Source organism: Gemmata obscuriglobus (assembly GCF_008065095.1).
Lineage (GTDB): Bacteria > Planctomycetota > Planctomycetia > Gemmatales > Gemmataceae > Gemmata > Gemmata obscuriglobus.
Genome location: NZ_CP042911.1, coordinates 1,795,723 through 1,809,194 on the forward strand (window position 1 = coordinate 1,795,723; position 13,472 = coordinate 1,809,194).

The window sequence follows — 13,472 nt, forward strand, 5'->3', positions numbered from 1 at the left end:
GCAGTTTTTTGACGGGATTAACAGGATTCAACAGGATCGAGACCAATGTTCTTGTTCCTCTTGTGATCTCTTTAAATTTGCCTCGCTTCTGTCTTGTTTTGTGCGTTTTTGCGGCCATTCTGTCTTTTTTTGAGGTTACGTCGTGGCGCTGCCCCTCGTGGCGATTGTCGGACGGCCGAACGTCGGCAAGTCGTCGCTGTTCAACTGGCTCGCCGGGCGGCGGATCAGCATCGTCGACCCCACCGCGGGCGTCACCCGCGACCGCGTGTCCACCGTCGTCGAGCACGGCGGGCGGGTGTGGGACCTCATGGACACGGGCGGGATCGGCATCGTCGACGTGGACGACCTCACCGCCGACGTGGAGCGGCAGATCCAGTTCGCGATCGAGTCCGCGGCGGTGGTGGTGTTCATGGTGGACGTCCGCGAGGGCGTCGTGCCCCTCGACGAGGACGTGGCGGCGCGGCTGCGGGCCATCAACAAGCCCGTCGTCCTGGTCGCGAACAAGGCCGACACCGCGAAGCTGGGCGAGCAGGCCGGCGAGTTCAACCGGCTCGGCTACGGCGAGCCGCTGTGCGTGAGCGCCGACCAGAAGCTCGGCAAGGACGAGCTGTTCGAGGCGATCCTGGCGCAACTGCCGCCGGACACCGGCGAGGTCGCGCCCGAGGAGCCGGCGCTCATGCTCGCCATCGTCGGCCGGCGCAACGCCGGGAAGAGCACCTTCATCAACAGCCTCGCGGGCGGCGAGCGGGTGATCGTGTCCGAGATCCCCGGCACCACCCGCGACAGCGTGGACGTGCGCATCGAGCGGGACGGCAAGTCGTACGTGGCGATCGACACCGCCGGCGTGCGCAAGACCGCGAAGATGGGCACCAACATCGAGTTCTACAGCAACCACCGCGCGCAGCGGTCGGTGCGCCGGGCCGACGTGGTGATGCACTTCTTCGACGCCCGGCACCGCGTGAGCCGCGTGGACAAGCAGCTCGCCGAGTACGTCGTCGAGGAGAACAAGCCGGCCATCTTCGTCGTGAACAAGTGGGACCTGGTGAAGGAGGGGATGACGACCGAGGAGATGGCCGAGTACATGCGGAAGATGTTCCCGATGCTCGACCACGTCCCGATCGCGTTCATCACGGCGAAGGACGGGAAGAACGTGCTGCGGGTGCTCCAGCTCGCGGTGCAGCTCCACAAGCAGGCGGCCGTCCGGGTCGGCACCGGCGACCTGAACCGCGTGATCCGCGCCGCGATGGAGGCCAGCCCGCCCCCGATGGCCGGCAGCAAGACGCCGAAGGTGTTCTACGCGACGCAGATCGGCATCAACCCGCCGACGATCGTGCTGTTCACCAACGGCCCGGAGCTGTTCGAGCAGACCTACGTGCGGTACCTCACCAAGACCCTGCGCGACACGTTCCCGTTCCCGGAGGTGGCGATCAAGGTGGTGCTGCGGGCGAAGGGGGAGGGCGGGCGCCGCTCCGCCGACGAGGAGCCGGTCGCCGAGATGAGCGACGCGGACGAGGAGGTGCCGATCGTCCGCGCGCCGCGGCCCGCCCCGGAGCCGGTCGCCGAGAGCGAACCGGAGCCGGCACCGCGCGCCCGGAAGAAGCCGCGCGGGTCCGAGACGTGGGACTTTTAGGCGCGTAAACCGGTCGGTTGTGTCTGCGTCTTGTGGCCCGGCTGTGCCGGTCGGTGCGACGCTTCGTGCCCCGCACCGACAGTCGCGTCCGGGCCATAAAGGCAACGGCTAAACAGGTTTCAACAGTTCGGATCGTGTATCGAATCGCCTTTATGCTGCTCGCCACGGACCACCGTTTGTGGAGCGAGCGGGCCGCACTTCAGACCGAAACCACGCCCCCCTTTTCGGTCAACCTGCCGTAGCCCCCGACTGCTCTGGTCCGTTCGGGCCGGGCTTGCAATAATGGTGCCCCGGTTCCGCACGACCGAGCGGCTGTCGCGACAGTGGTGTTGTCGAGGCACTCGATTTCGCGCATTACGCCGTGCCCCGTGCCGCAACGAGAGCCCGTAACCGCGAAGGGGCGGCCGTGACTCGCCGACGGCATTGACCGAGATCAAGAGGCCCGGAGGTCCGCACCTCGGGCGGGAAGGCGGTGGCCGCGGATGCGGTCGCCAAGGCGCAGACCCGGGGCGAGGTGGTTTCTACGTCCGCCGACGGCAAGGCGGTCGATCGGGCGCGCCTCGGTCCGCTCCAAGAGGACGCACTGGTGCTGGTGTCGCCCGCTCCGGCGCTCCCGGGTGACGCGCCCGGCGGTCGGTGACGATGCGTCCGTCCGGCTAATGGACTGTGGCCGGACGGGCACTCGTTTTGCTCCCTGAGTTACGCACACACGGAGGTCGTCGTTGATGCGGTTATTCTCTCCACGATTTTACCTGCTCGCCGCGCCCCTTGTGATTGCTCCGGCCGGTGCCGCCGAACCTCCCCGGCCCGCCACCCAAGAGCCGGCCTTCGACGTCCTGTACACGCGGCTCGAGCCGCGGGAAGCGTTCCGGTACAAGCTGAGCGGCGAGGCGGGCGAGTGTTCCGCCGGGGTGTTCCGCTGGGAGGTGCCCCGGACCGAGTTCGGCACCAACGGGCTCGACCGCACCTTCACCGGGTACTGCGCCCAGGTGCGGGTGCCCGTCGTCGCGGGTGAGACGTACCGGTTCCGCCCCAACAACTTGTACGACCCCGCGAACTACAACCTTGCGGGCGCCCCGAAGGACCGGCTCGACGCGGCCACGAACCGCCGGGGCCGGCTCGTCGGTGAACTGTTCGCCCGCCACTTTCGTGACCCGGTTCGGAAGCCCACGGACCGGACCGACGCGGTCGCGTTCCAGGTGGCCCTGTGGGAGGTCGTCCACGAGGCCGAACCGGTCGAAGGGAACGTGGCGCTGGACCTGTTCGCGGGAGAATTCCGGGCGGACTACCCCAAAAACGAGGCGCCGCAGTACGTCGCGCGGGCGCAGGAGTACCTCGGCACTCTGACCGGGACCGAAGAGGCCCTTGCGACCGAGAACGCGGACCTCACCGGGCGCGAGCTGATCCGGTTGCAGGGGGTCGAGAACGCCAAGGGCGTCGTGGCGCAGGCGCAGTTCGCGTTGCGGTACGCCGGCGGCGGAACGGGCGGCGCCGGGACGTTCGCCCGCGCGCTGACCGCCGGCGGTGGCGGCGGCGGTCCCGGGATCGTGCCGCTGGGCGGCGGACCCGGCGGCTCCGGCGGGGGCGGCGGGTTGGGTATTGGTGGCACCGGCGGTGGCGGCGGGCCGAACGACCCGAACCAACCGCCGCCCTCGTCGCCGCCGCCCGTGTCCCCACCGCCGCCGGGCGGCGGGGACGTGCCCCCGCCGAGCGACCCGCCCCCGCCGGACGTCGAAGTCCCACCGGGCGGCGGACCGAACGACCCCGTCCCGGTTCCCGCCCCGGCCGGGCTCGCGCTCGGTGCGGTCGCGCTGGTCGTGCTCGGCGTCTGGCGGCGCGACCGACTGTTCAGCCGACGGGCGCCCGAATAATGACGGTTGATCTGGTGCCGTGTCCGGAGTGTGCCCCGCTCGCTTTGCGAGCGGTTACGAAACGGTGAGCGTTGCAAACCTTGACCGCGATCTGATACTGGAAGCACCGCTCGCTCCGCGAGCGGACCACACTCCGGACACGGCACCGATCTTTAGCGGTTAGGCGTTCGGCAGGTGCAAAATTACCCGAGCTGGGGCGCAAAACGGTTTGAATAGCCAAAGTGTGGGTAAATCTTTACCTGCCGAATGCCTTACCGCGCGCCCCGGCCGCGGTTCACTTCTCGATCTTCCGTACTGTTATGCCCCGGAACGCCACCGGGTCGTTGTGGCCCGCGAACCCGAAGTGCCCCTTCGTGCGGTCCTTCCCGGGGTGCGGGGTCTTGTCCTTGAACTCGGTCACCGTGCTCAGGTCCGCGTCGAGGATGCGGGTGCCGTTGAGTTCGACCGCCAGGGCCGGCCCCTTCGCCGTCACCTCCATGAAGTTCCACTCGCCGACCGGGCGCAGGTACCCGCGCCGGGCGGCCACCATTCCGTAGGCCGAGCCGTTGTACTGCCGCGGGTCGAGCGCCGCGTACTTCGGCGCGGTGTCGTCGAGGATCTGTAACTCGCACATGGCCTGCGTCGCGACGTGGACGTTCCCGCCCGGGTACCGGAGCGCGAGGCCGTTGTTCCCGCCCGGCGGGAGCTTGTACTCCAGTCGCACCACGAAGTCCGCGAACTCGGGCTTCGCGTAAACGTTCCCGCCTTTCCCCTTTTTGCACACGATGGCGCCGTCGGCGACCTCGTAGTTGTCGAGCGCCCCGGCCCAGCCGTCGAAGTCCGTGCCGTTGAACAGCGGCTCGAAGCCCTTGGCGTCGTGCGTGCGGAGGACCTCGTTCGCCTCCGCGGCCGGGATCTCGCGCACGAACAGGTTGCGCCAGCGGATCTCGCCGCCGTGCGTTTGCAGCAGGACCTTGCCGGCCTTCGGGAGCGCGGCCTTGCGGTCCCAGTAGTTCTCCATGCGGGCGTGCTCGACCACCCGTTTCCCGTTCAGGTACACGGTGGTGCGCTCGCCCACCTGGACGATGCGGAACGAGTTCCACTCGCCGAACGGCTTGTCCGCGCGGGCGAGCGGGTCGCGCCCGGGCGCCCCCGGGGTGTTGTTGAACAGCCCACCGGAGCCGAGGTGCGGCTTGCGGGTCGGGCTCTTGGGGTCGAACGTTTGCCCGCTGTCCCAGATCTGCACCTGCGGCGTGTTCCGCAGGTAGATGCCGCTGTCGGCCCCCGCGACCGTCTTGTACTCCACCAGCAGCTCGATGTCGCCGTACTCCTTCTCGGTCGCCAGGTACGCGCCCTTGCCGTCGTTCACGAGTTCGCCGTTCGCGACGCTCCAGTGCTTCTTGGCGTCGGCGGTCCACTCATCGACCTTCTTCGCGCGCTCCTCGGGCGCGAGCTTCGCCACGTCCAGCGGGGAGCCCCCCTTGGCGTGGACGGCCCAGCCGTGCCAGCCGGACAGGTCCTTGCCGTTGAACAGTGGGGCGAAGCCCTTCGGGGCGTCGGCCGCCAGAAGGGGAAGGGCCGCGCCCAGCGCGGCGCACGCGAGCAGGTAGTGCATAACGAACCCGATGTGGTAGAAGGGGGCGGGCGGTTTACTTCTTCGGCGGGGCGGGCGGTGCGGGCGCGGGGCCGGTGAAATCGTACACGTAGGCGGTGCCGTTCGCGCCGGCCACGGCGAACCGGTCGCCCGCCGGGCTCAGCGCGAAGTCGCGGCAGTTGGTGGGAACGTTGATCGTGTGAACGCCGGCTTCGTCCTTGCCCTTCCAGAACCAGACCCGCCCCTGGCCGCCGCCCCCCGCGGAGATGATCGCCCCGGACGGGTGGAACCCGACCCCCCATGCGGTGCCCTGGAACGCCTCTTTCGGGCGCAGCAGCGTCGGTGTGCCGGCCGCCCAGTGGATCAGCACCACGGCGGGGTTGCCCACGCCGGCGAACGCGTTGCTGACGTTGGTGATCCCGCACAGCGCGAACGCGGACCCGTCGGCCCGGAACGCGATCCCGCGGGCGCCGCCGATGTCCGCCATGAAGCCGGCGTCGTACTTGGCCAGCACCTTCGCGTCGAACTCGCGCTCGCACGTGCCGGTTTTAACGTCCCAGTCCTTCACCACGCCCTTCAGGTCGCACGACACGAGGCGCCGGCCGTTCGGGTGGAACGCGACGTTGTAGACGTGCGACGTGTGGCCTTCGAGGGTGCGGACCGGGGCGCCGTCGGCCGCCGCCCAGAGCTTCACCGCGTGGTCGTTCCCGCAGCTCGCGACGGTCGCCCCGTCGGGGCTGACGGCCACGGCCCGCGCCCAGCCGTCGTGCGCCGGCACGGTGCGGAGCGGCTTCGGGGCGTCGGCGGCGCCGTCCCACCAGATCAGGTTCCCGTGGTAGTCCGCCGAGATCAGTGTGAACGGAGCGGCCTTGGGCACCGGCGCCCGCACCGCGCCGAACCCGATCGCTCCGTGAAGCGTGCCGGGGTTCGGTGCGGGCGCGCCGGGGGCCGACGCTGCGGCAACGAACGCGAGCCCGCGCACCCAGCTCGCGTGGCCGACGAACGCGGTTTTCGCCCCGGTGAGCAGGTCGAACCGCTGGACCGTGTCGTCCTCGGCGGACGCGAACAGGAACCGGCCCGACGGGTCGAACCGGCACCCGACGAGCGGGCGCGGGTGCTTGAAGCTGTGGGCGATGCGCGCCGCCGTGGGGTCGAACGCGCGGCGCGGCGGGGGGACGTCGGACATGGCGGCGCTTCTTGGTTTCAGGGGCCTTTGCGAATCTTGGCTTTGTGGCACAGACATTCCTGTCTGTGCGTTGTCGTCGGTTCCGACGTCAGGAGGAATCGACCTGTCAACCGGTGGTGGGAGGACACCGTAGCCGCGGATGCTTTTCAGCTCAGGTGTTTCCGGCAGCGCGGCCGTGGCTCGCAGCACAGACAAGAATGTCTGTGCCACAAAAACAAAATCATGCCGTGCCACCGACATCATACATCAGTCCGCGCGACCGGCTGAGTACAACCACTGGTACAATTCGGGCTCCGCTACGAGCCCGGCCTTCACCGGGTTGAAGCGGATGTAGCCCCACGTTTCTTCCAGCTCCCGGTCGTTCCGCACGATGCGGTCGTACCCTTCGTCCTGCCACAGCGCCTCGCTTCGCCCCTGGCGCCGGTTGATCGCGCGTGCCGAGTAGCCCTTGACGCTCTTCGTCAGTTCCGGCAGGCTGTGGAACTCACGCGCAGTCACATCGGTCGCGTCTCGAGGCAGAGGGCGGACCAACGCATGCGCGTGGTCGGGCATGACGACCGCCGCATACACGGCCCACCGTTTGGTGTCCCAGAAGCGGACCGCGTCGAGTGCGAGTACGCGGTCTTCCGGCGCGAGTTCGCGACCCGGGGCCACGCGCCAGGTGAGGAAGTATGTGGCGCCCGGTTGGTGCCAGTGTGGTAGGTTCCGGCGCGTCGCCTGGAACTGGCGAATCGGTGGCATGGCGCCTCGTGTTGGTTCCCGCCGGTTGACGGTCGGTCCCTCCTGGCGTCGGGACCGACGACGACGCACAGACAGGAATGTCTGTGCCACAAAACAAAGCCGCCAGGAATGTCTGTGCCACAAAAACAACGCCGCTGATGCTACGGGGTGGCTAAGCGCCTCGCTACGCCAGGATCTCCTCGATCGCGGACGCCTTCGGGTCGGCGACCGGCACCGGGCGGTCGTTCGGGTAGAAGTTCTTCGTGCTGTCCAGGCCCACCGCCCGCAGGTACGTGTGGAACAGGTGCCCGCTGGACACCTCGCGGTCCGCCACCGCGGTGCCGGTCGCGTTCGTCTTGCCCACCACCGCCCCGCCCTTGACCCCGGCGCCGGCCAGCGCCACGCTCCACGCCTTCGACCAGTGGTCGCGCCCGTACCGGTCGTTGATCCGCGGGGTCCGGCCCATCTCGCTCATCACCACCACCAGCGTGCTCTCCAGCATCCCGCGGTCGGACAGGTCGTCGAGCAGGGCCGCGAACGGGCGGTCGAACTCGCCGAGCTGCTCGATGTGGAAGTCGAAGTTCTCATGGTGCGTGTCGTAGTTCGAGTGCGACACCTTCACGTAGCTCACGCCGGCCTCCAGCAGCCGCCGGGCCAAGAGCAGGTGCCGGCCGAAGTCGTGCCGCCCGTACCGGTCCGCGACCTTCGGGCTCTCCTTCTCGATGTCGAACACGTCCGCCTGGCGCACCACCCGCTCGGCCTGCGCGTAGCTCTCGGTGTACGCGTCGGTGGCGGCCGACTTGCGCGACCGCGCGAACCGGTCGTTGAGCTTGCGGCGGAACGCCTCGCGCGCGGCGTCGGCGTCGCCCGCGAGGTCCTTCGGGCGGAACAGGTCCGCCGGCGGCTTGCCGTCGCCGAGCGACACCGCCGCCACCTTCGGCCCCAGGAACGTGGCGTCCCGCCCGCCGAACCCGCTCCCGCCCCGCGGCAGGATCTGGATGTTCCCGGGCAGCGCCGACGCGCCCCCGCCGAGCAGCTTGGCCGCCACCGCGCCGATGTGCGGGTACTCGATCCCGGGCTCCAGCCGGCGCCCGGTGAGCATGATCTTCTCGCCGATCCCGTGGTCGTCCGAGACCGAGTTGAGGCTGCGCACGAGCGCCAGCTTGTGAATCCGCTTCGCGGCGTGCGGCAGCAGTTCGGAGATGCGGGTGCCCGGGACCGAGGTCTGGATCGCCTTGAACGGCCCGCCGGTCTCGGTGTTGGGCTTCGGGTCCCACGTCTCGAGCTGGCTCACGCCGCCCGCCAGGAAGATCACCAGCACCCGCTTCTGTGACTTCTTCAGCTCGCTCGCGGCCCCCGCGCTGGCGAACCCGCCGAGGCCGAGCGCGGCGGTCGCGCCGAGGAGCCCGCGCCGCGAGACCGCGTGCGGGGCCGTGTGGCAGGCGTACTGGCATGGCAGCATGTCGGGCTCCCGCGTGTGGTGAAGCTGTGGGCGTGACCCACGGCCGTAACGAATCGAGGCGTTTCAAGTTCCAGGTTTCAAGTTCCACGCGAAGCCAAAAGGCGCACGAACGGCCTGAGCTTTTGCGAAGCGGTTTCCAACTTGGAACCTGGAACTTGAAACTTGAAACGGACTGAATTCGGTGTCAGTGGTTGAACCGGAACTCGGCGCTGGCGACCATCGCCCACACCAGTTCGTTGAGCGTCGCTTGGCGGTTCCGGGCGCCCTTCAGCGCGTCGGCGATGTCCCGGCGCTCCTCGGCGGTGGGCCGCCGGGAGAGCACCGCCGCGAACAGCTCGTCCGCGACCGCGTTCGCATCGGCGGTTTTGCTCAGCCGGTCCGCGAGGTTGCCGGCGCGGGCGGGCAGCAGCCCGCGCACCGCCCCGCCGTACTTCAGGAACAGCGTCTGGTCGAGCGTGGCCGAGAACGTCTCGCCCGCGTCCCCGGGCCGGCCGCCGAGCGCCCGCCGGAACGCGACCAGGCGCGGCGCCAGCCGCCCGTCGAGCACCTCGTCCGTCGCCTTCGGCCCGAGCTTCTTGACCGCGTCGCGCTCGGCGTCGGTGTGCCCGGTCGCCTGCATCACCGCGTACGCGAACTGTTCGGGAGAGAGGGGCTTCAGGATCGCGACCAGGTAGCGGTCCTCGGGCGCGTCGGAGTCCGCGGGCAACTCGCTCGACCGCTGGTACGCCTCGGACAGCGCGATCTCGCGCACGAGCCACTTGAGGTCGTACCCGTGCGCCACAAGCTCCCGCGCGAGTTCGTCGAGCAGTTCGGGGTGCGACGGCGGGTTCTTCTCGTGGTCCCAGTCGAGCGGGTGAACGATCCCCCGGCCCATCATCAGCGCCCACATGCGGTTGGCGATGTTGCGCGCGAACGCCGCGTTCTCGGGGCTGGTCACCGCGCCGGCGAGCCGCGCGCGGCGGCTGTTGGCGGGCTTCGCGACCGCGCTCGGCGCGGGCCTGGGCTCTTTGTCCTTTACGGGCTCGGGCTCCTCAGCCGGCTTGACGCCGGCGATGCGGGGCAGGGCGGTGTGCTGCTTCTTGTCCTTGTCGAACACGCTCATGAAGCTGACATCGCCCTCGGCCTTCTCGGCGATCACCGCGCCGGCGGCCTGTGCGTCGGGGGACAGGAACGAGCGGTTCAGGAACGCCTGGATGCCGTAGTACTCGGCCTGCCGGTAGCCGTCGACGCTCGGGTGGTCGTGGCACTGGGCGCACTGGAGGTCGCGGCCCAGGAACACGCGGCCGAGGTCCCGGGTCACGAGGTGGGGTTCGAGGTCGCGGTCGAGGAAGAACTTCGCGGCCGGGCGGGTGTTCGGGTCGGCCCCGTCCGCGGCCAGGAGGTCGCGCACGAACCGGTCGTAGGGCCGGTTCTCGGAGAACGCGACCCGGAGGTACGTCTCCCACGCGGCCCGGGGCACCTTCGCGTCGGGCCGGCGCTCCATCAGCATCACGTCGAAGTGCCACGCCATGCGCCGCGCGTACCCCGGTGCGGCCAGCAGCCGGTCGACGAGCTTCGCGCGCTTATCCGGTTCCGAACTGGCCAGGAACTGGTTCAACTCGGCGACCGCGGGGACGGTGCCCGCGAGGTCCAGGTACGCCCGGCGGACGAACTCCTCGTCGCCCGCGAGCGGCGCGGCCTTCTTCTTGAAATCCGGGACGCCGGCGGCGATGTGCCGGTCGATCCGCACGTGCAGCGGCTCGGCGGCCGGCGCGAGGCCCGGGGCGGCGAGCAAAACGGCGGCAGCGAGAGCGCGAAAGGGAGCGAGCATCGCGGGGCGGTCCTTGCGGTGGGGGGAGCAAAGGTGGACCGGCAGGTGGGAGGATTAATCGTCGCCCGGCTCCGCGCCCGAGTCAAGCGCGAAACGGCCCGGCGCGCGGGTGCGCGGGCAATTCGACTCTCCGGCCGCAACCCGGGCCTTGGAACTGTTTAGCGCTGGAGCGAGGTGAGGATCTCGAGCATCAGGCGGCCCTGGTCGGCGTCGCTCAGGTAGATTTTCTCGGTTTCGGTGTACTCGCGGATGTACGCGGCGATGATCTTCCGCAGCTCGGTCACGTCGAGGCGGGACAGGTCGTACACCTTGAGGGCCGCGAACTTCGCGAACAGCCGTTCCAGGATGCGCGCCCGGTGGCGGAGCAGCGGGTCCAGCATGGTCGGCGACGGGTCGCCCGGGGGGCGCGGGGCCGGCGCCGCGATCAGGCCGCTGCCGGGGCGCGGGGACGCGGTGATCGAGCCCGGGCGCGGCAGCGCCGGGGTGGAGACGGGCGCCGGGGCCTTGGCCGCGGGCGAGGCGGAGCCGGTCGCCGGCAGCCCCGGCTGTGTGGCGGTCGCGTCCTTGGGGGGCGCGGCCGGCGCCGGGGCCGCGGCTTCGCGTATGAACGACACCGTCGCGGGTTGCCCCAGCACCTCCGGCGGGATCAGGGCCAGGGCGCGGAACCCGTTCGGCAGGCGGACGTCGAACAGGCTCATGCTCGCCAGCACGGGGCCGACCGGCTCGGCCTGGGCCGCGATCCGATCCAGGGTGCCCCGCAGGTGCCCTTCGTCGCGGAACTTCACGCTCGTCGGGAGCCACTGCGCGGCGTCGCGGCGCACGATCACCATGCCCGGGCCGACCACCATGACCTCCCGCGCCCCCGGGTCGTTGAACAGCTCCTCGAGCGGGCCGTAGCCGAACAGCTCGCGGTAGACCTCCTCGAGCAGCCGGTCGCGGTCGGGCTTGGCGAACCCCCGGGCCTCCTGGTCGACGACCTGCTCGGCGTACTGCTTCAGGCTCTGGCGCAGCAGCGACTGCGGCATCCGCTTCGAGGAGCCCATGTCCAGGCGCTCCTCGAGCCGTGTCAGCACCCGCTTGCGGGCGGCCTCGAAGTGTACCGGGGTGAACCCGATCGGCCCGGCTTGGCCCGCGGAAAGGTACGTCGAAGCGGACGGACGCTGCGGCAGCATGGCGGCAACTTCCACGACGGGGGACGGACTGGGCCAACACGAGCTTAGAACGCGTTCCGCCCGTGTGCCCCACGTTCCCCGGTAACGGGGCACGAAGGGCCGCCACATTTTACCCCGGTCGCCCTCTTGACGCGGGCCGAATCTTCGTTTAACGTTCGCCCCTAAGTTCACACGGCCCACACCCTCGCGGGGCCGTGCGCCGGCCGGACGGTCTCGATCAGCACCCACGGATGGGCCGCTCCCTTCACGGGTCAGTAGCCCCGCACCGAATGACGGCTCTACCAACCAGCTCCCGCTCCGCGGACCCGCTCGCGTTCTACCCACACTTCCGGGCCGGGGCCGACGGGCTCACCCTCGCGACCCCGGCCAAACTCAACCTCTTTCTCGAAATCGTTCGGAAGCGGCCGGACGGGTACCACGACCTCGAGTCCCTGATGGTCGCGGTCGAGCTGTACGACACGCTCGAGCTCCGGGCCGTGCCGGGCGGTGCGGTCGAGCTGCGGTGCGAACCGGACACGCTCGGTTCCGGCCCCGACAACCTCGTCCACAAGGCGGCGGCGGCGCTGCGGGCGGTGGCCGGTCGGCCCGACCTGGGCGCCCACATCCGGTTGACGAAGCGCATCCCGACGCAGGCCGGGATGGGGGGCGGGTCGAGCGACGCGGCGGCGGCGCTGGTCGGCTTGAACGAAATCTGGAAATTGGGGCTGACACGCGAGCAACTCGTCGCTATTGCCGCGTCCATCGGTTCGGACGTGGCCTTCTTCCTGGCCCTCCCGGCCGCGTGGTGCACCGGGCGCGGGGAAATTACCGCGCCCGAGCCGCCCCCGCGGCGCGCCCTCGACTTCGTGCTGGTGCTGCCGCCCGTCGGCGTGAGCACGCCGGCGGTGTTCAAGCGGCTCGTGGTGCCGGTCGGGCCGGTGGGCGGCGACCGCCTGCGGGCGGCGTTCCGCGCCGGCGACCCGGCGGCCGTCGGGGCGGCGCTCTTTAACCGGCTGGAGCCGGCCGCGTTCGGGGCCGAGCCGCTGGTGGGGCGGCTCCGCACGCGGCTCGCGGAGCTGCACCCGGCCCCCTGCGGGGCGCTGATGTCGGGCAGCGGCTCGACGGTGTTCGCGGTGTGCCGCGACCGCTCCCACGCGCTCGAAGTCGCCGCGGCGTTCCGGAACTCGCGCCCGGCGGATGAGCCCGAATCACGTGTCCTGATCGTTCGCGGCGTCGCGCTCTGATTTCGTTCAGATCCCGCTGAAGGAGACTTGCGGTGGTCATCACGGAAGTTCGCATCAAGCTGTGTGAGGAGAACAACGAGCGGCTGCTCGCGTTCTGCTCGGTCACCTTTGACAACGCCTTCGTCGTCCGGGATCTGAAAATCATCGAGGGCACGAAGGGCATCTTCGTGGCGATGCCCAGCCGCAAGCTCACCGACCGGTGCGGCCGGTGCGGCGGCAAGAACCACCTGCGGTCGCGGTTCTGCAACCAGTGCGGCACCCGCCTGGACGACCAGCGGGCGATGCGGGCCGTCGACGGCCGCGCGAAGCTGCACGCGGACATCGCGCACCCGATCCACAGCGGCGCCCGCGAGATGATCCAGGGCGCGGTGGTGGACGCCTACGCGAAGGAGAAGGAGCGGGCCAAGCTGCCGGGCTACGTCTGCACCTACGACGAGTTCGACTACGACGACGACGTGCCGGTGAGCTACGGCGGGATGGTGACGGAGATGGGCAAGACCGTGAAGGCGCACGGCCCGCACACCGGCCCGAAGGGGACGCACTTCCACAGCACCGACGCGCCCGCCGAGAGCGTCAAGAAGGCCGACGGGTTCGCCGACGGCATCGCCTGAATCCTTCGCGGTAAACGACGAAACACATCAGCCCCGAGATCCTACCTCGGGGCCGACGGCGCTGGCTGCCCGGTTCACTTCCCGACCTGTAGCGCGGGCCGCTCACGGCACCGCCCGTCCCCGAAATCGCTCGAGGGTTCGAGTGACCGCGATCCGCGAGGTTGTCCCGGGCCGAACCCGGGAGCGATTTCGGGGACGGTTTGCGGTGCTGGAA

At 69.9% G+C, this 13,472-nt stretch carries 11 protein-coding genes; 5 read left to right on the top strand and 6 right to left on the bottom strand.

Annotated elements, in window-relative coordinates:
• Window positions 1-142: 142 nt before the first annotated feature.
• The 3 genes from der (at window position 143) to GobsT_RS37590 (ending at window position 3,501) form a co-directional block, all read left to right on the top strand.
• Entirely contained in the window at window positions 143-1,630 is a 1,488-nt protein-coding gene (gene der / locus GobsT_RS07485) for a ribosome biogenesis GTPase Der (RefSeq protein WP_010047795.1), read from the top strand.
• A 472-nt stretch (window positions 1,631-2,102) separates the two neighbouring features.
• Window positions 2,103-2,270, top strand: a complete 168-nt coding sequence (locus GobsT_RS37585) for a hypothetical protein (RefSeq protein ID WP_010047797.1) — start codon at window positions 2,103-2,105, stop codon at window positions 2,268-2,270.
• Between the two features lie 85 nt (window positions 2,271-2,355).
• Complete coding sequence (locus GobsT_RS37590) at window positions 2,356-3,501, top strand: hypothetical protein (protein WP_010047799.1); 1,146 nt, start codon at window positions 2,356-2,358, stop codon at window positions 3,499-3,501.
• A 274-nt stretch (window positions 3,502-3,775) separates the two neighbouring features.
• Here GobsT_RS37590 and GobsT_RS07495 read toward each other — a convergent pair whose 3' ends face one another.
• The 6 genes from GobsT_RS07495 to GobsT_RS07520 form a co-directional block, all read right to left on the bottom strand.
• On the bottom strand, window positions 3,776-5,095 hold the full coding sequence (locus tag GobsT_RS07495) for a 3-keto-disaccharide hydrolase (RefSeq protein WP_010046558.1): 1,320 nt from the start codon (window positions 5,093-5,095) through the stop codon (window positions 3,776-3,778).
• 34 nt (window positions 5,096-5,129) lie between these two features.
• Window positions 5,130-6,260 carry a WD40 repeat domain-containing protein gene (locus GobsT_RS07500; RefSeq protein ID WP_010046557.1) on the bottom strand — a complete coding sequence of 377 codons (1,131 nt, stop codon included), beginning with the start codon at window positions 6,258-6,260 and terminating at the stop codon, window positions 5,130-5,132.
• A 246-nt stretch (window positions 6,261-6,506) separates the two neighbouring features.
• The gene (locus tag GobsT_RS07505) at window positions 6,507-7,001 is read right to left on the bottom strand and encodes an REP-associated tyrosine transposase (protein ID WP_010046556.1); all 495 of its coding nucleotides are present in this window, start codon (window positions 6,999-7,001) and stop codon (window positions 6,507-6,509) included.
• Window positions 7,002-7,164: 163 nt separating this feature from the next.
• The gene (locus tag GobsT_RS07510; protein ID WP_010046555.1) at window positions 7,165-8,442 is read right to left on the bottom strand and encodes a DUF1501 domain-containing protein; all 1,278 of its coding nucleotides are present in this window, start codon (window positions 8,440-8,442) and stop codon (window positions 7,165-7,167) included.
• A 184-nt stretch (window positions 8,443-8,626) separates the two neighbouring features.
• Entirely contained in the window at window positions 8,627-10,252 is a 1,626-nt protein-coding gene (locus GobsT_RS07515) for a DUF1549 domain-containing protein (protein ID WP_010046553.1), read from the bottom strand.
• A 158-nt stretch (window positions 10,253-10,410) separates the two neighbouring features.
• The gene (locus tag GobsT_RS07520) at window positions 10,411-11,424 is read right to left on the bottom strand and encodes a type II secretion system protein E (RefSeq protein ID WP_010046550.1); all 1,014 of its coding nucleotides are present in this window, start codon (window positions 11,422-11,424) and stop codon (window positions 10,411-10,413) included.
• Between the two features lie 269 nt (window positions 11,425-11,693).
• On the opposite strand from GobsT_RS07520, the gene ispE reads away from it, so the two are divergent.
• Both ispE and GobsT_RS07530 read left to right on the top strand, forming a co-directional pair.
• Window positions 11,694-12,647, top strand: coding sequence for a 4-(cytidine 5'-diphospho)-2-C-methyl-D-erythritol kinase (gene ispE / locus GobsT_RS07525; protein WP_010046548.1), 954 nt, complete (start codon window positions 11,694-11,696; stop codon window positions 12,645-12,647).
• Between the two features lie 32 nt (window positions 12,648-12,679).
• A complete protein-coding gene (locus GobsT_RS07530) occupies window positions 12,680-13,258 on the top strand; it encodes a SpoVG family protein (protein ID WP_010046546.1) in 579 nt (192 codons plus the stop codon).
• The last annotated feature ends 214 nt before the right edge of the window (window positions 13,259-13,472 follow it).